Source organism: Nocardiopsis sp. NPDC058789, assembly GCF_042745575.1.
In the GTDB taxonomy this organism is placed as follows: Bacteria; Actinomycetota; Actinomycetes; order Streptosporangiales; family Streptosporangiaceae; genus Nocardiopsis; species Nocardiopsis eucommiae.
Genome location: NZ_JBHYOW010000005.1, coordinates 224664 through 244353, shown reverse-complemented (window position 1 = coordinate 244353; position 19690 = coordinate 224664). Strand labels below are relative to the sequence as shown.

Genomic DNA, 19690 nt, shown 5'->3' with positions numbered 1-19690 from the left:
CACATGAGCGTACGCCGAGATTGTTCCCCGTGGACAAGGGGCGCGATGGGCTTCCGGGAGAGACTCTGGTCGGGTGCGGCTTCGCACCCGCCGTCCAGCACAGGAGAACTCGCCATGTCCGGGAAGGGCGCGGGCGCACCGCGTACCGTCATCGTCGTCGGGGCCGGGATCGTCGGTCTCTCGACCGCCTGGTTCCTCCAGAAGTACGGGGTCGGAGTCACCGTGGTCGAACGCGACACGGTGGCCTCGGGCTCGTCCTGGGGCAACGCGGGCTGGATCTCACCCGGTCTGGCCATCCCGCTGAACGAGCCGGGCGTGCTCGGCACCGGGCTCAGGGCACTGCTCGACCCCGCGGCCCCGCTGTCCATCCCGCCCACCACCGACACCGGCCTCCTGCACTTCCTGGCCTCGTTCGCCCTCAACAGCAGACAGTCGACCTGGGAGCGGGCGCTGCGCGGCAACGTGCCGCTCAGCTCGGCCTGCCTGGACGCCTTCGAGGAGCTCTCCGAGGGCGGTGTGCGGGCCCGGGTCGAGTCGTCCCCGATCACCGCGCTGTTCAGCTCCAGGAAGCACGCCGCCCGGCTGCTCATGGAGCTCGACACCGCCCGCGAGGCGGGCCTGCCGCTCACCTACGCGGCGCTCGACGGCGAGGCCGCCCGAGCCGGTCACCCACTCGCCTCGCGGCAGGTGAACGCGGGTGTGCGCATCGACGGGCAGCGGTACGTCAACCCCGGCGTGTACACCCACGCGCTCGCGGACGCCGTGCGCGAACGCGGCGGCAGCGTGGTCGAGGAGTTCCGGGTCACCAAGGTGGAGGCCGCCCGCGACGGAGGGTTCCGACTGCACTCCGCGCACGGTGAGACCGAGACCGGCGACGCCGTCGTGGTGGCCACGGGCGCGTGGCTCGGCCGCCAGGCCCGCCCCTGGGGCGTCAACGTGCCCCTGCGCGCCGGACGCGGCTACAGCTTCATGGTCCCCACGGAGCGGGTCGTGCCCGGCCCGGTCTACCTGCCCGAGGTCCGTGTGGCCTGCACACCGCACGGCGAGGGCCTGCGCGTGGCCGGGACCATGGAGTTCCGCGCCATCGACGCCCCCCTGCGGGCCGAACGGGTCCGGGCGATCACGGACTCCGCCGCTCCCTACCTGGACGGCGTGGACCTGGGCAAGCGCACCGACGAGTGGGTGGGCTCCAGACCCGTCACCTCCGACGGCCTGCCGCTGATCGGCCGGACCGACGTCCCCGGGCTCTTCGTGGCGGGCGGACACGGCATGTGGGGACTCACCCACGGGCCGATCACCGGACGCCTCCTGGCCCGCGCCGTCGCCACCGGAACACCGTCCCCGGCGCTGCGCCCCTTCGACCCCACCCGCTGACCCGGCAGGAACCCGTCCGCGCCCCGTCGAACCCCGGCGGGGCGCCTTCGTACAAGGAGACCCCATGTCCTGGCTGACCCCGGGCACCCACCAACGCCTCACAGACGAGCTGGCGGTCCTCACCGGCACCGCCGCTCCCGGAACGGGGGGCTTCCCCCTCATCGAGGACAAGGACGCCCGTGAGGCCCGCGTCAACCGCATCCAGGAGATCCTCCGGGACGCGGTCATCGGTGAGGCCCCTCCGGACGACGGCATCGCGGAGCCCGGGATGGTCGTCACCGTCCGCTACGGCACCGACCCCGAACCCGAGACCTTCCTCCTGGGGGTGCGCGACCGGGCCGACTCCGACGGAGTGCCGGTCTGCTCCCCGGAGTCACCCCTGGGCCGGGCCATCCTCGGCGCCGAGCAGGGGGAGGAGCGCACCTACACGGCACCCAACGGGCGGACACTCAGGGTGAGTCTGGTGCGCGCCGTCCCCTACGGCTCGGAGGCCGCCGAGGTTCCCTGAGTCCGGAGGCGGGGCCGCTCACATCGGGACCGGCCCCGCCCCGGACACCTAGGGTGGCGGTACCCGCCCCCAGGAAGGAGCCCCATGGCCGAGGAAATCACCCCGGAGCTCGCGGACCGCGTCCTGGCCGCCCAGCCCTTCAGTCGACTGGTCCGGGCCCGGATCGCCGTCTTCGAACCCGGCAGGGCCGTGCTGGAGGTCGACGTCCGCGACGAGCTCCGCCAGCAGAACGGCTTCCTGCACGGGGGCGTGCTCGCCTACGCGGCGGACAACGCGCTCACCTTCGCGGGGGGCACGGTGCTGGGCGCCTCCGTGCTCACCAGCGGGTTCTCCATCGAGTACCTGCGTCCGGCGACGGGAACCCTGCTCAGCGCCCGCGCGCACGTCGTCGAGTCCACCCGCCGCCGGGCCGTGTGCCGCTGCGACCTCGTGATGGTCGACGACACCGAGAGGACCGTGGCGGCCGCGCAGGGCACCATCGTGCTCACAGACCGATGACGTCCCTCGGAGGCCGGATGTCGCGAGACAACAGCGACAGCAGGTACTCGAAGAAGCCGTCCGCGTCGATCTCCTCCACGACCCGCGCGTTCGGCTCCAGGCCGTGGACACCCCAGGACATGGCGGAGTAGCCGCGGGTGAGCTCCCCGGCGGTCTCCACGTCCACGTGGTACGGCGAGACCGAGCGCACGAGCTCCGGATGGAGGAGCACCGCCGCGGTCAGCGAGTCCGGGTGGGTGGTGCCGTCGATGCCCACCCGGCGGTCGAAGTCCAGGGTGGCGGCGCAGATCCGCGTGAAGAACCGGGACAGCGGGGTGTCCAGGGCCGCGATCCGGTCCAGCCGGTCCTGCCCGAACACCGCCTGCCGCAGCGTGAGCGGGTCCCACGGGACCACGGTGACGTCGAACCCCGCGGCGAACACCGCCTTGGCGGCCTCGGGGTCCACGTAGAAGTTGAACTCGGCGGCGGCCGTGATGTTGCCCCGCCCGTTGTTGGACCCGCCCATGACGTACAGCGACCTCACGTTCCGCGCGAAGTCCGGGTCGCGGACCACGGCGGCGGCGATGTTGGTGAGCGGACCGATCGCCACGATCGACAGTTCACCGGGGTTCTCGGCGGCCATCCGTACCAGGGCGTCCACGGCGTGCTCGGCACGGGGCTCCAGGCCGTCCTGGTCCATGGAGAGCCCGCCGGAGCCGTCCCCGTGGACGTTCTCGGCGCTCACCCACTCGCGCACCAGGGGACGCCGACAGCCCAGGTACACGGGCACGTCGGAGCGCCCTCCCGCGACGTTCAGCGTCAGGTGGGCGTTGCGGACCTGCTGGTCGAAGCCCACGTTCCCGGCGACCATCGTCACCGCCCGCAGGTCGGCCACGGGGTCCAGCAACCCCACCAGCAGGGCCACGCAGTCGTCCTGCGCCGTGTCGGTGTCGATCACCAGGGGAACGGCCATCAGTCGAGTCCTTCCGCGGGGAGGGTGAAACGCCGGGATCCCGGGCATCGCGTGTCTATCAGCCCGGGTCCCGGCTGTCTAACCTGCCCTGCGAGCGGGAGCCAGGCTGAGCAGGCCGCAGCCGTAGGCCTTGGCCCGACCGACGCCGTCGCTCAGCGCGGCTCGGAACGCCTCGGGGTCGGTGACCCGCAGCCGACCGTCGAACGTCACCGAGGCCACCGTGATCTTGAGCCGGTCCTGCCCGTGGGGATTCTCCGGTGCCTTCTTGTACCCGACCGCCGGGGGGCGGGGCAGGGCCACGACGTCCGGGGCGCCGGAGGAGGAGTCCAGGAGGGCGAAGCCGTGGCGCTCCCCCTGACGGACCAGCCACCGGACCTGGAGCTCGGGGTCGTGGATGGGGCGTCGCACGCCCCGGGGGCGCTTCTCTCCGTTCGGTGGAGGGAGCACGCTCCTGGTGGGGTTGGCGGTCAGGCGGAAGCTGAACTCGGCCCTGTCCGTGACTGCGGAGAGGACGGGCTGGAGGCTTCTCACCAGGGCTCGGCCGCCGAGGTACCCCTCCGGGAGGGAACCCCAGTTCGGATGGTCCCTGCTCTGCACGTACATGACGAGTTCACGGCCCTGCCCTTCGAGTCGCCACAGCACACGGTGGTGCTCGCGCGCGGGCACGCCCTGCGGGGCTTCGGGGAACCTGGCCATGAGCGTGCGGTGCATGTCGTGGACGTCGGCGTAGTCACGCCGGAAGGTGGGTGACAGGGGATTGATCGGGACTCGGCTCAGGTACACGGAGCCCCTCCTTCCGCGCCGGTGGTGTGGCCGCTGATCATGCCGTCGGCCAGGCGAACCTGGTCGACCCGGACGGCGCGGGACGCGTAGCGGCGGGCCCCCTCGGTGAAGGAGATGGGCACGTCGTGCCGCCGCTCGGCGTACTCGTGGTCGGGGCGGACGTCGACCACCGTCCGCAGCCTCCGCTCGTCCGGTTCGAGACCCAGCATCTCCCTTTGGCGCTCGGGGTCCCGTTCCAGCCAGGGGTGGCCCCGAAGAACGTCCTCCAGGGGCTGTTGGGAAAGGCCCGTGCCCCAGCGCTCACGTTCCGAGTCGGGTTCGACGAGGGGTGCCGCCGGGACGAAGGCCTTGCGGCCGAAGAAGAGGGGCCAGTGCGGTCTGCGCACCGCCGCCTCGAGCTCCTGGAGGAGGGAGGCTGAGCCCTCCAACACCACCAGAAACAGTGCGTCCGCGAGGTAGTAGCGATCGCTCACCACGGTGCGATGGTTGGTTCCCATGGTGTTGGGGACCTCCTGCGCGGTGTGGAAGTCGCGCTCCAGGAGGCCCTCCCGGTCGACCCTGACACCCATCCTCAGTTTCGAGATCTCCCCGAGCGCCGTGTCGTCGTCACGTGCGATCCCGCGTGCCGAAGCCAACAATCCGACCACTCCCGACTTGGTCGGCTCCGGGGCGGTGTCCCTCTTGACGAACCTCGACCGCACGCCCCAGGACTGCATGGGCGCGTCGATGCGCAGTGCGAGCGTTTGTGTGTCCACGTGGTTCACCCGTGCGAAGCGGTCACGGCCCGCTCGACCAGAGCATCCAGCGAGGGCACGGTCTCCCCTTCCTTCAGGCCACTCACCTCACCCGACAGGGAGGAGGCCGCCACTCGGGTGATCTCGTCGTCACCGTAGAAGCCCCGCAGCTTGTTGAAGTGGGCGAACAGACGCTCCGTGGAGTCCTCCATGATCGCGGTACCCTCCACCGGCTTGAGGAAGGCGTTGGCGAGGTTCCAGGAACCGTGCTCGCGCGCCACCATCATGAGGGTGTCAGGTCGCGTGTGCGCGGCCATCGAGTTCTGCTTGCCGCTGGGAGTCGCGTTCACGAAGGCGCGGATCCAGGCACTCAGAGCCCGATCCATGAGCTCGTTGATCTCGTCGTCGTCCGCTGTGGCTCCCGAACCGCTGACCAGGTTGCGCCGGAGCTGAGCGAGATCGACGTTGGCGTAGCGGTAGTAACAGGCAGCGTTGAAGTCCACCACCCCGATCATGTCCGCACCGGCGTCCTGGTCGGCCTCGTTGGCCTTGAGGTCGTCCACGGCGGTGAAGAAGTCGAACTCGGTGGACACCGCGTGCGTGGAGATGGCGTGCGCGACCTGGGAGGCGGCGTCGACGTTGAAGTCCTTGTTGTTCGCGATCATCCGACCGAACAGCGCGATGTCCACGGAACGACCGGCGCTGAGGACGCGGTCGGCGGCCGTCCTCGTCTCCTTCTTCTTCGCGGCCGGGACCTCGTCGAGCTTGTCGAGCTTCTTCTTGTGGCTGTCGACCTGGGTCTTCGCCTTCTTCCGGTCCTCGCCCTCGGCCAGCTTGTGCTTCTCCTGGGCCTTCTCGAGGTCACTCATCAGCTTGCGCCGCTTGTCGCCCTGCTCAGCGAGATCGTCCCAGTGCTCGCGGCAGTACACGGCGAGCTCTTCGGCGGCCTTGGGGCCAAGGAAGAACAGGTACTGCGTGAGGTCCTTCTCAGCGATGGCGAAACCCATCCAGGCCAGGGCCTGCTGGACGATGCCGCGTGCCTCGTCGGAGGGGACATCGGCGTCGGACCCGCCGTCGAGCAACCGAGCGGTGATGAGCAGCAGGCGTTTGGTGCGCTCACCGAGCTCCGACCGGTCGAGCCCGTACCGGGGGAAGAGCGTCCGGGCCGAGCGCTTCAGGCACTGACTGGAGACCCTGCCCCGCACGACCCCGCCGAAGGTGACGCTCTTCGGCTGGCCGACGTCGTCCCGGTTCAGGTTGCTGGTGGGGAAGGACTGGAGCAGGTGCAGTTCGATGTTCACGTACGGACTCCGTGCGGTGTGTGCTGTCGAGGGGAGGGAGGGGGCGTTACCGGGTGGGACTCTGATCCCGTGGCGTGGTCCGACCGGTGTGGAAGTGCTCGGCCCAACGCAGATGTACCTGGTGCGCACGTGGGCTGCCGACCGGGGCCTGACGGAGATCGACCAGGTCGTCGAGGAGTTGGCCGTAGTCCAGCGCCACCTTCTGCTGCTGAAGCATCCGCACGGCCTGGCGCAACCGGTTCTGGAGGACGTTCCAGTCGGAGGTGAGCAGTTGGCGGAGCCGGGCCTCGGCGGACGAGCCGGTCCCGCAGTCCCTCATGGCGATGCCGAGCGGCCTGCGCCATCCACCCGAGGCTGATCTCGGGTTCAGGGAGAACAGGACCGCGACGAAGTTCCAGACCTCCTTCTCGTCCGGCTCGGGTGAGTGGGGGAGGACGAGGTCGACGACGTCGGGCAGGTAGTGCGGATCGTTGGTACTCCGACGCACTCGGGCGAGGATCCTCCGCGCCCTCGCGACCCGGCTTGCCTCCTGGGACTCCAGGTCACGCCCCAGCGCGTACAGTCCGTGGACGAAGTTCCTCCGGCCCCGGTCGATCCGGTGGCCCGGGCTGCTCATGTCACTCATCCTCTGTCCTCGGCCTGGGGTCGTAGCTCTTCAGGTTCCTGTCGAATTCGTGCCGGATCCCACGCACCCGTTCCTGGTACCCGGAGGTGCATTCCGCGAGCGCCAGGAGGTTTCTCGCCGACCTTCGGGGAACGAGCTCCACCCATCGGTGCTGTGCCTCCTCAGCGGTCTCCTCGACGACGTTGGCCCAGTTCTCCGTGGGCTCGAAGGCACCTACGTCGTTCTCCCTGATTCTCTCGCCGAGATCGACTAGGTAGTCGTTGAAGTGCTCGGAGAGCCGAGGCCAGAACCACTGCTGGAGGAGTTTCCTTTCCGCTCGCGGAGCGTCCCGGAGCAGAGCGTGATATTCCCGTTCGAGTTTTCCGAGTTCATCACCGACGTCATCGGCCAGGGACACGGCCAATCCCATGAGGGGTTCCAGCCTCGTCTCCCGCGGCTGTGCCCGCAGCACGGCTGCGGGGGCGGGCACGGCCTCCTCCAGCCAGGTGTGCACCGCGCCTCGATTGGGATCGAGTTGCTGCCCCAGCACACGGATCGTGTAGACCGTGGATTCGGGCAGGGCGTCCTTCCCTTGGTGCCTTGCGGCCACGTGGTCCAGGTTCCGGGGGCGGAACCGTTCTCGCTGGCTGTCGTTGTCCTCGTCGGCCAACAGGAGTTCGCGGCAGTGCCGCCACACCCCACGCAGCTCCTCCAGCTGGACGGGTTTCCAGGGGCTGGAGACCCCCTTGCCGGGCACGTTCTTCTTCCTGGTGAAGGTGCGACGGTAGGCCGCCATGTTCTCGACGGATCGGAGATCCGTGCTCAGCCGGGGGCCGGGAAGAATGGCCACCCCGTCGACGACGACGCCGTTCGCGCCAAACCGACCACGGAGCCGCACGTGGCGTGACGGCCAGGTGAGGAGGTCCAGCAGGCCAGAGGGGGCACGGCCTCGCTTGTCGGCCTCCTTCGAACCCTGGGAGACTGCGGGATCACGTTCCCAGACGGGCTGATCGCCGGGCCCCGGTCGCGGGTCCAGTGTGTCGTCGGCCCAGTTCGGGGTCGTGTTGAGCAGGAGGGTCTCGCGCAGGGTGGCACCCTCGATGACGACCGTCGCGGCACCGTTGCCCAGGGACGGCTGTGAGGGAAGCTTCCCCGTCTTGAGGCCGCCGGTGTCGAAGGCCTGAACCGTGACCAGCCAGCGAGCCGCCTCGGCGGGGCTCAGTTCCACCTGGTCTTCCTGGGTGCTGTGATCGAAGAGCGTGGCGTTGTTGCCCGCGGCGCGGAACATGGTGAGCTTGGCGGTGGAGCCGAGCAACTCCTCCGGGATGTCGGGTGTCTGGAAGAAGGGGCGGTCTCCGAACAGGTCGAACCGGTCGCGGTATCCGGTGGAGTCCCCCTCACCGTTCAGATAGCGGTCCAGTCGCTCCGTGGGGAAGGGCCCCCGGTGCCACAGTTCGGACCACTGTGTACCCCATCCCGCGCTCCCGTCGAAGTAGACGCGGAGGGTCAGCGTGACCAGCAGCCGGTGCAGGGCGGCCGTGACAGTGGGGGTCTCACCCTGGATCCAGCGGAATTCGTGTGCCCTGTCCAGGGCTTCCCGAAGACCGACTGTCTCCGGTTCTCCCTTGAGGGTGACCACGGGTATCCAGGGTTCTCGGAGAAGGTCAAACCTCAATGCTCGTCTTTCCGTGCCGATCATTCATCAGTGATGGAGGAAGGGGGTGTGGCAACGAAGAAGGGGAGTGCGGGGACGACCCTATCTGAGCCGCTGCACCCTGTGTTCCTTATTCTCAAGCTCGCTGGAAGAGTGGCCGGTTATGGTCAGGCGGATTCTGAGTTCGTGATCCCCAGACCGAAAACCGGATGCAAAGTAAAGGTGAATGGTCCGACAGTCGCGCGATCGTCAGCGCCCACGTGCAGGACACGGTGCCCGCTCAACCAACCGGTCGCCTCGAAGGAGTCGGGAAGGTCGAGCTGATCATGAAGGGTCCTGAGTATCTCCTCGGTGATCTCCTCGTCGACGTCCAAGAGGATCGACGCGTCCCTCAGCGCGGACACGGTGTCGGAGTCCAGTTGACCCGCTGACAGGTCGACTCGCCTGCCGAAATGGGTGCGGTGCCCGTCCTCGGTCTCCCACAGGGGAATGAGTGTCAGGCCATCCAGATCCTCGTCCATGGAACTCCTTCGAGTGGGGCGAGTCGTTGTGGGTTCAGTCCCGCGTGCCGCGGCTGGAGTGGGCGTCGTAGGTGAGCTGGTTGATGCGGTCTCCGTCCACCAGGCGTTCGATCCGTCGGGTTCGAGCACCGGTCCACTCCCGATCGATGCGGTTTCGGCGTTCGAGTTCCGCGGACGCGACTCTGCGCCCGTACTCGGCGGGGAGGGAGGAGTGGTCCTCATAGGCTCTGCGCACCAGCTCGGGCAGGTCGTGGGGCAGGGCGATGGAACTCCGCTCGGAGAGCAGCCCCTCCGTCGCCAGAAGCAGACTCCTGGCGTAGATGATCGCGGATCCGGGGGGAAAGGTCCCGGGGGTGTTGCCCTTGATGATCAGGACCCGGGGTTCGACCACTGATGCGGGTCGTGAACGCCCTTGGTGCCTGTGGAGCCGTCCGAGTCGCTGGCACAAGTGGTCCACCGGCGCCGGGTCCGTCACCATGAGATCGAAGTCGACGTCCACGCCGTGTTCCAGCACCTGGGTACCCACGGCGATGACACGCTCGGTGCCGACGTTCTCCCTCTGAGCGGACTCCGGTCCGCGTAGCTCGTTGAGCGTCGCCTCGTTCTCCCTGCGGCGGAGCTGGTACTCGCGATCACCGGTCAGGTGGAGGAGCGTCGAGCCGCCCTTCCACCCACGTGCCTCCAGCTGTTTCTCCAGAGCCTCGAACACGTCACGGGCGCCCTTCTTGGTGTTGCGGATCACCGCCGCGCAACCCCCCTCGCCCAGTCGGTCGAGGACCTGGGTGGCGATCTCCTCGGGATCGTTGGGGACCGGCTCCCACTCGATGGTGCGGCGTGGGTTGTCCTCGGACAGCTCGACCGGGAGGATCCGCGGCGTCTCACCGGGTTGGGCCCAGGTGAGCTTCCACGGGTCACACGCACGGGAGGGGATCTCCACCCACTCGGGGCGCAGCCCCTGACGCAGCCTGGCGCCGTTGCGCCAGGAGTTGACGAGCTTCGTCCTCTGGGCGTCGGTGAGCGTCGCGGACAGCATCACGACCGGAACCCCCATCCGACCGCACCACCAGAGCAGCACCTCGAGGAACGCGGACATGTGGGCGTTGTAGGAGTGCACCTCGTCCAGGAGCAGGACCTTGTTGCTCACGGCCGACAGACGCATGGTGACGCTCTTGCTGCGGATCGCGGCCTTGAGGAGCTGGTCGATGGTCCCGGTACCGAAGGGAAAGATGATGCCTCGGTTGACGTGGAACGTCCTCAGGGCCCATTTCCGTACCTCCTGCTCTTCCGGGCACAGGTCCCTGGGGGCGAGCGTCTCGAGCCTGGTGGGATCGCTGTCCGGGTCGTGGGGATCCTTGGCGTACAACAGGTGTGAGCGGAGTTCCGACCCGGTGTGGTCCAGCAGTTCGTTCGCCTGGGCGTGCACGTCCCGGGCCAGGGAGCGGTTGGGAGAGGCGAGGTAGGCACCTGCCCGCCCCAGCCGTGCGGCGAGGATGGTGGAGGCCAAGAGCCCGGCCTTGGTCTTGCCCTCTCCGGTCGGTGCCTGAGCCACGAGGATGCCGGGCTCGCTGACGTCCTCCAGGAGTCGGGAGACGGCCTGTTGGAGCGGTCGGGCGCCCTTCTCCCTGGGAAAGAGCGAGCCGAAGGAGGTGTCCGTAGGAGGTTCCCAGGGCGCCCAGTTCACCCGGCCGAGGTTCCTGCGGATCCAGGTACGAGCGTGGTTCAGGTAGTCGGGCAGTTCGTCCACGGAAAGGGTGCCGCGACGTGGGTAGGACTCACCCCGGAGGGTCGTCTCGTCCGAGGCGGTCCAGTCGCTGACCATGGTCAGTCCGGCCAGCCCCACCGCAGCGGCCGGAGAGAGATGGGTCTCCCGCCAACCCTCGGTGTACGGAGCCAGGCCAACGGCCCCGGCGACGAGCTCGATGAAGAGGTGCCTCGCCCGTTCCCAGCGTTCGTCGCCCAGACTGTGCGCCTGCACCTCGGTCTGGCTGGTCTGCTTCGGGAGGGGAAGCCAGCCGTGGTGGCCGCCCAGAGCGTCGATGATGTTCGTCTTGGCCGCCCAGGGTGCTCCCCGCTTTTCGAGCCAGGCCTCCAGGTGAACAGCGGTCACGCGTTCGTGGCGGGACTTCCGCCAGTCGCCCTCCAGGCTCCGGTTGAACTCCTCGGGGATGTGAGCCCTGGCCCGGTCCTTCCGGAGTGCCTGGAAGGCGGGGGAGAGCTTGCCGAGGTCGTGCAGGGCGCACAGGAGGAAGATCCAGGAACGGACCCGTTGCTGCGCTTCCCCAGGCCCGAGGCCCGGTTCCGCGAGCGGAGCCAGCCCCTCCTCCAGTTCGCGGCGGACCTCCGGCCCCAGGTAGACCTCGTACAGGGCCTCGGCCGCGGCGTAGGTGTCCAGGGCGTGGCAGATCAGCGCGTGCGGCTCGGCGTCCGCCTTCTGTCCCAGCTTTCCCCAGGCGGTGAGGGCCAGCTTCTCGATCTGGATCGGTGACGTGAACGCGGTGTTCTCAGGGGGTCGCATGTCCTGCCTTCCAACGCCGAGGGGGTCCCGATCAACGGGACCCCCTCAGGGAAACACAGGGCAGTGACAGAACGGATTCGAGCCGAACCGATCCGTGGTCGACCTACCCGAACCGGCCGGTGATGTAGTTCTCGGTCTCCTTCTTCTCCGGGCGGGTGAAGATCTGGTTGGTCTCGCCCATCTCGATCAGCTTGCCGGGCTTGCCCGGGGCCGACAGGTTGAAGAAGGCGGTCCGGTCGGAGACGCGGGCGGCCTGCTGCATGTTGTGGGTGACGATCACGATCGTGTAGTCCTCCTTCAGCTTGTGAATGAGGTCCTCGATCGCCAGCGTCGAGATGGGGTCCAGGGCGGAGCAGGGCTCGTCCATGAGCAGCACGGACGGCTTCACGGCCGTGGCGCGGGCGATGCACAGGCGCTGCTGCTGGCCGCCGGACAGGCCCGAACCGGGCTTGTGCAGGCGGTCCTTGACCTCCTCCCAGAGGTTGGCGCCGCGCAGCGACTCCTCGACCAGCCCGTCCGCCTCGGACTTGCTCATCCGCTTGTTGTTGAGCCGGGCCCCCGCGATCACGTTGTCGTAGATCGACATCGTAGGGAACGGGTTGGCCTTCTGGAAGACCATGCCGATCTCGCTCCGCACCATCACCGGGTCGACCTCGCGCCCGTAGATGTCGAGGTCGTCCAGGAGGACCTTGCCCTCGGCGCGGGCGCCGGGGGTGACCTCGTGCATCCGGTTCAGGGTGCGCAGGAAGGTCGACTTGCCGCATCCGGAGGAGCCGATGAACGCCGTCACGGAGCGGGGCTCGATGGTCATGGACACGTCCTCGACCGCGAGGAAGTCGCCGTAGTAGACGTGCAGTCCGGAGACGTCGATTCGTTTCGCCACAGGGTGTTCCTCGTCTTAGCGGGTCTTGGGTGCGAAGAGGCGGCCGATCACGCGGGCCAGGACGAACAGCAGCATGACCGTCAGGACCAGCGTCAGCGCGGCGGCCCAGGCCCTCTCGTAGTTGACGGCCCCACCCATGCGGAACTGCGAGTAGATGAACACCGGCAGGCTCATCATCTGCCCGTCGAACAGGTTCCAGTTGATGGACACCGCCGACGATCCGGCGGTGAGGACCAGCGGCGCCGTCTCTCCGATAACGCGCGCGATGGCGAGCATGATTCCGGTGGTCAGACCGGCGGCGGAGGTGGGCAGCACCACCTTGGTGATCGTGCGCCACTTGGGCACGCCCAGGGCGTAGGAGGCCTCGCGCAGGTCGCGGGGGACCAGGCGGAGCATCTCCTCGCTGGACCGGACCACGACCGGGATCATCAGCACGGCGAGGGAGATCGCGCCCGCCGCGCCGTTGGTGTTGCCGGGGCCGAAGAGCATCATCCACAGCGCCACCACGAAGAGGCCGGCGACGATGGAGGGGATGCCGGTCATGACGTCCACGAAGAACGTGATGACCTTCTTCAGGCGGCCCTGGGCGTACTCGACCAGGTAGACGGCGGTGAGAACGCCGATCGGCACCGAGATGAGCGTCGCCATGCCGGTGATCGCCAGGGTGCCGACGATCGCGTGGTAGACGCCGCCCGCGTCCATGCTCGGCAGCACGCCGTTCATCGACACGGTCAGGAAGTAGCCGTCGAAGCGGGCGAGCCCGTAGCCGACCACTGTGTACAGCAGCGACACCAGGGGCGCCATCGCGAGCAGGAACGCCGAGTAGACCAACGAGGTGACCAGGCGGTCCTTGGCCTTGCGGCCGCCCTCGATCCGCGCCGAGGCGGTCACCACGATGACGACGTAGGAGACGGCGGTGAGCAGGGCCCACAGGACGATGCCGAAGGACGAGAAGGCGGCCAGCACCCCCGCGACCACCATGCCGCAGGCGACCAGCAGGACCAGCGGGAAACGGTGGGGGAGGGCACCGGAACGGAGGTCGTTCTCGGGCGATCCCGCGTCGGGGGCAGGAGGCTGCGTCGTCGTCATGCTCATGCGGACTCCTTGTTGCCCCGGGCCACGACGTAGCGGGCGCCCATGTTGACGGCCAGGGTGATCGCGAACAGCACCAGGCCCGCAGCGATCAGAGCGGACACGCCGTAGCCGGTGGCCTCCGGGTACTGGAGGGCGATGTGCGCGGCGATGGTCTGGTTGCCGCTCTGGAGCAGGTTGAAGGAGATCGCCAGGGACGGGGAGAGGATCATGGCGACCGCCATGGTCTCGCCCAGCGCGCGCCCCATGCCGAGCATGGCGCCGCCGACGATCCCGGACTTGCCGAAGGGCAGGACCGCGAGGCGGATCATCTCCCAGCGGGTGGCCCCCATGGCCAGTGCGGCCTCACGGTGGCCCTGCGGGACCTGGTGGAACACGTCGCGGGACATGGCCGTGATGATCGGCAGGATCATGACCGCCAGGACGACGCCCGCGGTGAGCAGTGTGCGGGCGGAGGTGGAGGCGGGGCCCGCGAAGAGGGGGATCCAGCCGAGGTACGTCGTCATGCCCTCGTAGATCGGGACCAGCTGCGGGGCCAGGACCATCATGCCCCACAGGCCGTAGACCACGCTGGGGATGGCGGCGAGCAGGTCGACCAGGTAGCCGAGCGTGGTCGCGAGCCGCCGGGGCGCGTAGTAGACGATGAACAGCGCGATACCGATCGCCACCGGCGTGGCCAGCAGGAGCGCGATCGCGGCGGCCATGACGGTGCCGAAGGCCAGTGCGGCCACACCGAACGACGGGTTCTCCCGGACGTTGGCGTTCCATGACTGGTCGGTCAGGAAGTTCGAGGTGTTGGCCAGCAGCGACGGCCAGGCCTGGACCAGGAGGAAGGCGGCCACACCCGCGAGGATCAGCAGGATCAGGATCCCCGATCCTCGGGCGAGCCCGGCGAAAACGACATCGCCGATCCGGCGCTTGCCCGTGGGCGGCGGTGCCGCCTTGGGCGCGTCCGTGGTCGTCATGGATTCTCCGGTTCGGAAAGGTTTGCGGGGCTGGTCATCGGTCCGCGTCCCAGCGGGACGGCGGTGAACCGCGCGAGACCCGACCGTGGTGCCACGGTCAACGCGCGGAAAACAGCCGAACCGCGCCGAATGCGAAGGTAGGCGCAGGAAGTGACCAGTTGTCCCAGAGAAGATGAACGGAAGGTGAACGCGGCGTCGCACTCCTGTGGCGCACAAGGGTTCGCCCGGTGAATGTGACGAGACGCACGTCGAGCGGGCCCCGGGGGCGGCCCGCGACGGCACTCAGCTCCGTGGGTCCGAGGGGGCGTACATCACGTCCGTGTCCCACATGGAGAAACCGAGGGACTCGTACAGGCGCACCGCGGCCTCGTTGTCGCCGTCCACGTACAGGTGCACCCAGGGCAGTCCGGCGTCGCGCAGGTGCACGAGACCGGCCAGGGTCAGCGCGCGGCCCAGCCCGGTGCCCTGCCAGGCGGGGTCGACCCCCACCACGTAGACCTCACCGACGGCCTCGTCGTCGCTGAGCCCGGCGCCGTCCGCGTGCGTCTTGGTCCAGTGGTAGGCGGCGATCGCGCCGCTGTTGGTGGACGCGACCAGGAATCCCCGGGGGTCGAACCAGTCCTCGACCTCGCGCTGGAGCAGGTCGTCCAGGGTGAGGGAGCCCTGCTCGGGGTGGTCCGCGAAGGCGAGCGCGTTGGCCCGCAGCCAGGCCTCCTCGTCCTGGCCGACCACGAACGGTCGGATGCGCACCTTGTCCGCGACCTCGGGCCGAAGGACCGGCTCGGGCAGTTCGGGCGCGGTCCACGGGCCGTCCGGAACCTCGGGTCCCAGGTCGCGCAGGGGCATGCGCATCTTGTGGAGTTCGCGGACCGGCGTCCAGCCCTCGGACTCCGCGACCGAGACCGCGCCGGGCGTGCGCCCGTGCGCCCACACCCGCACCCCGTGGGGGCCCGCGTCCTCCCGGACCGAGCGCAGCAGCGCGGAACCGTGTCCGCTCCCTCGGTGCTCGGGGTGCACGACGACCTCGCCGGAGTCCGGCTCGTCCTGGCCCCTCTCCACGAACGCGAATCCCACGACGCGGTCGTCACGGGTGACCACGTGGAAGCGGCTGCTGCCGGAGGGGGCTCCGTGTCTGATCCGGAGCAGGGTGTGCTCGGACAGGGGGGCGGCCCCGTCCCGTGCACGCGCGGCCTCGGCCAGGGCCAGTACGGGCCCGGCCAGCTCCGGTGCGAGGTTGTCAGTGACTAGCGGGGTACTCATGAGCCAGAATCCTAGATCGTGTCGGCCGAATTCCCCACGTCGACGCCCGAACTGGTGCCCGAACGACCGAGCCGACCCGTGGGCCCGGGGCCGGAACCCCGGAGCCCCACGGGGGTGTGTCAGCCCTTGCGTCGTTTGCCCTGGTATCCGGCGCCGAGGCGGACCCGGCGGGTGGGTGCCAGCGGGGTGGCCAGCAGCAGGGCGAGCAGGAACGCGGCGAGCAGGACGGCCGGTGCGATCGAGGGGCCCATGTCCGAGTGGTCGGCGGCGATCTCGGTCTCGGTGTCCTCGTCGGAGGAGGGTGTGACCAGCGGCAGCTCGGCCAGGTCCTCGGCCTCCCCCGGGGCGAGGTCGGGCAGGTCCGCCTCGCTGCGGGGGAGCGTGGGGATGGTCGCGTCGCTGGTGGGGGCGGTGCTCACCGTCGAGCGCGGGGGCCGGTCGGGGGTCCTGGCCGGGCCGCGTTCGTTGCCGGAACCGCCTCCGGCGCTCTCACTGGCGGACGGGGAGGGCGTGGGCGTGCCGGACGGGGACGGGGTCGGCGTGGGGCTGGCGGAGTTCGTGGGGGAGGGCGTCGGCGACGGGCTCGGGGTCCGGGAGGGTTCCTCGGACGGCTCCTCGCTGGGTTCCTCCGTGGGGCTCTCCGTGGGCTCCTCCGAGGGCTCCTCCGTGGGCGAGGGCTCGGGGTCGGTGACGGTCACCGTCCACGGGTTCGACTCGACCTCCTTCACCTGGCTCTCGTCCACGCCCTGGCAGCCCGCCTCGGGGGCGGGCGCGTAGCGCAGGGTCGCGGTCACGGTGGTGTCCTGCCGGGGCGCGCCCGAGACGGTGCTCTGGGTGGTCACCTCGGGCGCGATCACCGACGCGGTGGGGGCGCCCGCCGGGAACTCGGAGGCGTCGGTCCACAGGTCGAGCAGGCAGATCGGGACGGTCCCGGTGTTGGCGACCGAGAGCGTGTTGGGCGGGGCCTCCTGGCCCAGCACGACGGAGTCGTCCTCACGGTCGAAGGTGATGACGGCGGACGCGGCGGGGTCGGCGTGCGCCGGCGACATCACGGCGATCAACGTGGAACCGACGAAGGCCGCGCCGAGGACGCTGCTGAGACGGGGTCTGTGGGGGGCGTGGGTAGCGGGGGTCGGCATCGGTGCGATCTCACTCCTCCGGGGGCGCGCCGTCAGCGGCTCGGGCCGCACCCGGCGACGGGTCTCCGCCACGCCTGCCAAGCCCCGTCCGTCGGGTGCCCCACCGATCTTAGGGTGTGGGGGCGCCGAGCACGAGGGTGCGCGCCGTTCCAATCGGGCGGACCCGGACACGGCACCGGGGCGCCCGCGCGGGCGCCCCGGAACGGTCGGGTCGTGCGGGGCCGGGGCCCTACGAGGCCCCGGAGGAACGGGTCGCGGGTACGGCCTCCGCCGTCTCCTCCGCCTCCGAGGAGGGCTTCTGGGCCGTCCCGGACTTCGTGACCGGGTCCGGCACGAAGCGGTAGCCCACGTTGCGCACGGTGCCGATCAGCGACTCGTACTCCGAGCCCAGCTTGGCGCGCAGGCGGCGCACGTGGACGTCGATGGTCCTGGTACCGCCGTAGTAGTCGTAGCCCCACACCTCCTGGAGCAGCTGCGCCCGGGTGAAGACCCGGCCGGGGTGCTGCGCCAGGAACTTGAGCAGTTCGAACTCCTTGAAGGTGAGGTCGAGGATGCGGCCGCGCAGACGGGCGATGTAGGTGGCCTCGTCGATCACCAGGTCGCCCCGGCGGATCTCGTCCGGATCGCCGGATCCCGCCTCGGCCGCCCCGACCGCCAGGCGCAGCCGGGCCTCCACCTCGGCGGGACCAGCCGTGACCAGGATGAAGTCGTCGGCCTGCCAGTCCGGTGTCAGCGCCGCGACGCCGCCCTCCGTGAGGATCACCATCAGAGGGCAGTCGAGGCCCGTGGTGTCCAGCAGCCGACAGAAGTTGCGGGCCGCCGCCAGGTCCGTTCGGGCATCGACCAGAATGGCGTCAACCGGGGCGCTCGGGTTCCCGCCGGCCCCGGAGGCCAGCAGGGCCCCGGCCTCGGCGGGTGCCACCCGCACCGAGTGCAGGAGGAGTCCGAGAGCGGGAAGAACGTGGTCGGACGGATCGTTCGAGTTCGTGAGTAACAGCAGATGGCTCATGCGTCTCTTCTCGTCGGCCCGCTTGTGTCGGGCGATCGAAGGCGCCATTGCCCCCGGTGAAGATTTGTCGAATACGTCGCCTCCGAGCAACACCAAGGATAATCAACTGATGGCGAAGTGCACTATCCGGTACTGGGCTTCCGCGAAGGAAGCGGCCGGAACGGCTGAGGAGACGGTCGAAGCCGACACCCTCGCGGCCGCCCTCGAAGCGGCGTGTCTCCTGCACACCGACGACCGTTTCCAGCGTGTGCTCGGGGCTTCGTCGCTCCTGGTGGACGAGCGTCCCGTGGGGCGGCGGGCGCACGGTGAGGTCGTGGTCACGGACGGGACTGTGATCGAGGTCCTACCGCCCTTCGCGGGCGGGTGAGGGGGCCGACGACGTGGCGGAATCGGAGCGAAACATGACGGAAACCCAGCAGTGGACGGGGAAGGCGCGCGTGGTCATGCTCGGCAGGGCCGGGTGCCACCTGTGCGAGGACGCGTGGTCGGTCATCGAGCGTGTGACGGACGGCCTCGGGGTGAACCGGGCGGAACAGGACCTGGCCGAGGTTTCGGAGGCCGACCGCGAGGAGTACTGGGACAAGATCCCGGTGACGTTCGTGGACGGTCGGCGGCACGATTTCTGGCGGGTGTCCGAGGAGCGGCTGCGTTCCGCCCTCTCCTCCTGAGGGCCCTTCGGCGGGATCCCCCCGGGGGGCCGGAACGGAAGGGGAAATGGCGCCGTCGCGTCGGTGGCGGGGGCACCGCCAATACGCGGCGGCGCCATTTCCGTCGCCGCTTCCACGGGGCCTCCCCGCCCGTTCCGTGATCCTTCGGCGGGTGGTCCGGAGCGTCCCGCGACTTCCTCCCCGGCGCCCCGCGTGCTCGGCTCCCGTGCCCGGAATGCGTGCGATGTGATCTCGTGTTCCTCGCCGGGTCCCCAGGGGTGCATTTGTGGGAACTCGCCCGTGGGGCGTCACACCGGACCCCACTTTGTGCGTGCTTTCACAAGCACGTAATCTGGGGATCCCACGACCCGTAGGGCGGGGGAGACGCGTGTCCGGGCCGACGGCGCCGGAATCGCGCGCCCACCACCCCGCACCCGCCCGAACCGACCGCCCCCCAGGAGCGCCACCCTGTGACAACACGTCCGCCTCGGCCCCGGGAGAGGGGAATCCCGGAGGCCACCGTCGCCCGGCTGCCGGTCTACCTCCGGGCCCTCCAGGCCCTCCAGGACCGTGGCACCGCCACCGTCTCCTCCGAGGCGCTGGCCGGTGCCGCCGGAGTGAACTCGGCGAAGCTCCGCAAGGACCTCTCCCATCTGGGCTCCTACGGGACGAGAGGCGTGGGTTACGAGGTCGAGTACCTCATCTACCAGATCTCGCGTGAGCTTGGTCTCACCCAGGACTGGTCGGTGGCCATCGTCGGTATCGGCAACCTGGGGCGCGCACTGGCCAACTACGGGGGTTTCGGCACCCGGGGGTTCCGGATAGCGGCCCTGCTCGACGCGGACCCGGAGGTGGTCGGCCGGTCCGTCGCGTCGCTGGACGTGAGGCATATTGACAGCCTGGAGGAGGTTGTCCGTACGAAGGGCGTGTCGATCGGCGTGATCGCCACCCCGGCCGGTTCCGCGCAGGGCGTCGCCAGCCGCTTCGTGGAAGCGGGAGTGACCAGCATCCTCAACTTCGCCCCCGTCGTGCTGAATGTGCCGGACGGGGTCGATGTGCGTAAGGTCGACTTGTCCATCGAACTCCAGATCCTCGCCTTCCACGCGCAGCGCAGGGCCGACGGCGACGGTCAGACGCACAGGTCGGGGCTGGAAGTGACATGAGACGGACCGGGTCCTGGGGCAGGGGTCCCAGGCCCGAGCGGCGGCGATGAGCGAGCGTACGTCGCGTTTCGGGGGGTTGGCGGCGGTG

The 19690-nt window shown here is 69.5% G+C and carries 20 protein-coding genes; 6 read left to right on the top strand and 14 right to left on the bottom strand.

The features are described from left to right. The first annotated feature begins 114 nt into the window (after positions 1-114). The 3 genes from ACFW3L_RS08995 to ACFW3L_RS08985 all read left to right on the top strand — a co-directional run bounded on the left by ACFW3L_RS08995 (position 115) and on the right by ACFW3L_RS08985 (position 2380). The gene (locus ACFW3L_RS08995; protein ID WP_378738047.1) at positions 115-1374 is read left to right on the top strand and encodes an NAD(P)/FAD-dependent oxidoreductase; all 1260 of its coding nucleotides are present in this window, start codon (positions 115-117) and stop codon (positions 1372-1374) included. A 64-nt stretch (positions 1375-1438) separates the two neighbouring features. Beyond that, positions 1439-1882 (top strand): GreA/GreB family elongation factor, encoded by a 444-nt coding sequence (locus tag ACFW3L_RS08990; protein WP_378738045.1) that lies wholly within the window; start codon positions 1439-1441, stop codon positions 1880-1882. A gap of 84 nt (positions 1883-1966) precedes the next feature. Then, on the top strand, positions 1967-2380 hold the full coding sequence (locus ACFW3L_RS08985; RefSeq protein ID WP_378738043.1) for a PaaI family thioesterase: 414 nt from the start codon (positions 1967-1969) through the stop codon (positions 2378-2380). Here the strand turns inward: ACFW3L_RS08985 and ACFW3L_RS08980 are convergent. The 14 genes from ACFW3L_RS08980 to ACFW3L_RS08915 form a co-directional block, all read right to left on the bottom strand. Beyond that, positions 2367-3332 (bottom strand): nucleoside hydrolase, encoded by a 966-nt coding sequence (locus ACFW3L_RS08980; RefSeq protein ID WP_378738041.1) that lies wholly within the window; start codon positions 3330-3332, stop codon positions 2367-2369. The genes ACFW3L_RS08985 and ACFW3L_RS08980 overlap by 14 nt on opposite strands. Positions 3333-3410: 78 nt before the next feature. Continuing rightward, a complete protein-coding gene (gene cas6e / locus ACFW3L_RS08975) occupies positions 3411-4115 on the bottom strand; it encodes a type I-E CRISPR-associated protein Cas6/Cse3/CasE (protein ID WP_378738039.1) in 705 nt (234 codons plus the stop codon). Continuing rightward, positions 4106-4870 carry a type I-E CRISPR-associated protein Cas5/CasD gene (gene cas5e / locus ACFW3L_RS08970; protein ID WP_378738037.1) on the bottom strand — a complete coding sequence of 255 codons (765 nt, stop codon included), beginning with the start codon at positions 4868-4870 and terminating at the stop codon, positions 4106-4108. Before cas5e ends, cas6e begins: the two co-directional genes overlap by 10 nt. A gap of 5 nt (positions 4871-4875) precedes the next feature. Further along, a complete protein-coding gene (cas7e, locus tag ACFW3L_RS08965) occupies positions 4876-6150 on the bottom strand; it encodes a type I-E CRISPR-associated protein Cas7/Cse4/CasC (protein ID WP_378738035.1) in 1275 nt (424 codons plus the stop codon). 46 nt (positions 6151-6196) lie between these two features. Further along, entirely contained in the window at positions 6197-6775 is a 579-nt protein-coding gene (gene casB / locus ACFW3L_RS08960) for a type I-E CRISPR-associated protein Cse2/CasB (protein WP_378738032.1), read from the bottom strand. Further along, positions 6768-8453 carry a type I-E CRISPR-associated protein Cse1/CasA gene (gene casA / locus ACFW3L_RS08955; protein WP_378738030.1) on the bottom strand — a complete coding sequence of 562 codons (1686 nt, stop codon included), beginning with the start codon at positions 8451-8453 and terminating at the stop codon, positions 6768-6770. Before casA ends, casB begins: the two co-directional genes overlap by 8 nt. A 122-nt stretch (positions 8454-8575) precedes the next feature. After that, positions 8576-8929 (bottom strand): hypothetical protein, encoded by a 354-nt coding sequence (locus tag ACFW3L_RS08950; protein WP_378738028.1) that lies wholly within the window; start codon positions 8927-8929, stop codon positions 8576-8578. Between the two features lie 34 nt (positions 8930-8963). Beyond that, positions 8964-11444: a CRISPR-associated helicase Cas3' gene (gene cas3 / locus ACFW3L_RS08945; protein WP_378738026.1), complete on the bottom strand. Its 2481-nt coding sequence runs from the start codon at positions 11442-11444 to the stop codon at positions 8964-8966. Between the two features lie 103 nt (positions 11445-11547). Then, positions 11548-12327, bottom strand: a complete 780-nt coding sequence (pstB, locus tag ACFW3L_RS08940) for a phosphate ABC transporter ATP-binding protein PstB (protein WP_378738024.1) — start codon at positions 12325-12327, stop codon at positions 11548-11550. A 15-nt stretch (positions 12328-12342) separates the two neighbouring features. Then, on the bottom strand, positions 12343-13422 hold the full coding sequence (gene pstA, locus ACFW3L_RS08935; protein WP_378738022.1) for a phosphate ABC transporter permease PstA: 1080 nt from the start codon (positions 13420-13422) through the stop codon (positions 12343-12345). Continuing rightward, positions 13419-14384: a phosphate ABC transporter permease subunit PstC gene (gene pstC / locus ACFW3L_RS08930; RefSeq protein ID WP_378738020.1), complete on the bottom strand. Its 966-nt coding sequence runs from the start codon at positions 14382-14384 to the stop codon at positions 13419-13421. The genes pstA and pstC overlap by 4 nt, the downstream gene beginning before the upstream one ends. A 282-nt stretch (positions 14385-14666) precedes the next feature. Then, complete coding sequence (gene mshD / locus ACFW3L_RS08925; protein ID WP_378738018.1) at positions 14667-15644, bottom strand: mycothiol synthase; 978 nt, start codon at positions 15642-15644, stop codon at positions 14667-14669. A gap of 119 nt (positions 15645-15763) precedes the next feature. Next, entirely contained in the window at positions 15764-16783 is a 1020-nt protein-coding gene (locus ACFW3L_RS08920) for a hypothetical protein (RefSeq protein ID WP_378738016.1), read from the bottom strand. A gap of 229 nt (positions 16784-17012) precedes the next feature. Continuing rightward, entirely contained in the window at positions 17013-17792 is a 780-nt protein-coding gene (locus ACFW3L_RS08915; RefSeq protein ID WP_378738014.1) for a winged-helix domain-containing protein, read from the bottom strand. Positions 17793-17901: 109 nt separating this feature from the next. Here ACFW3L_RS08915 and ACFW3L_RS08910 point away from each other — a divergent pair, with 109 nt between their 5' ends. The 3 genes from ACFW3L_RS08910 to ACFW3L_RS08900 all read left to right on the top strand — a co-directional run bounded on the left by ACFW3L_RS08910 (position 17902) and on the right by ACFW3L_RS08900 (position 19602). Then, on the top strand, positions 17902-18159 hold the full coding sequence (locus tag ACFW3L_RS08910; protein ID WP_378738012.1) for a MoaD/ThiS family protein: 258 nt from the start codon (positions 17902-17904) through the stop codon (positions 18157-18159). Positions 18160-18193: 34 nt separating this feature from the next. Beyond that, entirely contained in the window at positions 18194-18460 is a 267-nt protein-coding gene (locus ACFW3L_RS08905; RefSeq protein ID WP_378738010.1) for a glutaredoxin family protein, read from the top strand. 449 nt (positions 18461-18909) lie between these two features. Beyond that, positions 18910-19602 carry a redox-sensing transcriptional repressor Rex gene (locus tag ACFW3L_RS08900; protein ID WP_378738007.1) on the top strand — a complete coding sequence of 231 codons (693 nt, stop codon included), beginning with the start codon at positions 18910-18912 and terminating at the stop codon, positions 19600-19602. Positions 19603-19690: the final 88 nt, after the last annotated feature.

What these genes read in the sequence shown, in the direction of transcription:
- ACFW3L_RS08995 (WP_378738047.1), top strand. Translation starts at nt 115, where the DNA reads ATGTCCGGGAAGGGCGCGGGCGCACCGCGTACCGTCATCGTCGTCGGG.
- ACFW3L_RS08990 (WP_378738045.1), top strand. Translation starts at nt 1,439, where the DNA reads ATGTCCTGGCTGACCCCGGGCACCCACCAACGCCTCACAGACGAGCTG.
- ACFW3L_RS08985 (WP_378738043.1), top strand. Translation starts at nt 1,967, where the DNA reads ATGGCCGAGGAAATCACCCCGGAGCTCGCGGACCGCGTCCTGGCCGCC.
- ACFW3L_RS08980 (WP_378738041.1), bottom strand. Translation starts at nt 3,332, where the DNA reads ATGGCCGTTCCCCTGGTGATCGACACCGACACGGCGCAGGACGACTGC.
- casB (WP_378738032.1), bottom strand. Translation starts at nt 6,775, where the DNA reads ATGAGTGACATGAGCAGCCCGGGCCACCGGATCGACCGGGGCCGGAGG.
- casA (WP_378738030.1), bottom strand. Translation starts at nt 8,453, where the DNA reads ATGATCGGCACGGAAAGACGAGCATTGAGGTTTGACCTTCTCCGAGAA.
- ACFW3L_RS08950 (WP_378738028.1), bottom strand. Translation starts at nt 8,929, where the DNA reads ATGGACGAGGATCTGGATGGCCTGACACTCATTCCCCTGTGGGAGACC.
- cas3 (WP_378738026.1), bottom strand. Translation starts at nt 11,444, where the DNA reads ATGCGACCCCCTGAGAACACCGCGTTCACGTCACCGATCCAGATCGAG.
- pstA (WP_378738022.1), bottom strand. Translation starts at nt 13,422, where the DNA reads ATGAGCATGACGACGACGCAGCCTCCTGCCCCCGACGCGGGATCGCCC.
- pstC (WP_378738020.1), bottom strand. Translation starts at nt 14,384, where the DNA reads ATGACGACCACGGACGCGCCCAAGGCGGCACCGCCGCCCACGGGCAAG.
- mshD (WP_378738018.1), bottom strand. Translation starts at nt 15,644, where the DNA reads ATGAGTACCCCGCTAGTCACTGACAACCTCGCACCGGAGCTGGCCGGG.
- ACFW3L_RS08920 (WP_378738016.1), bottom strand. Translation starts at nt 16,783, where the DNA reads ATGCCGACCCCCGCTACCCACGCCCCCCACAGACCCCGTCTCAGCAGC.
- ACFW3L_RS08915 (WP_378738014.1), bottom strand. Translation starts at nt 17,792, where the DNA reads ATGAGCCATCTGCTGTTACTCACGAACTCGAACGATCCGTCCGACCAC.
- ACFW3L_RS08910 (WP_378738012.1), top strand. Translation starts at nt 17,902, where the DNA reads ATGGCGAAGTGCACTATCCGGTACTGGGCTTCCGCGAAGGAAGCGGCC.
- ACFW3L_RS08905 (WP_378738010.1), top strand. Translation starts at nt 18,194, where the DNA reads ATGACGGAAACCCAGCAGTGGACGGGGAAGGCGCGCGTGGTCATGCTC.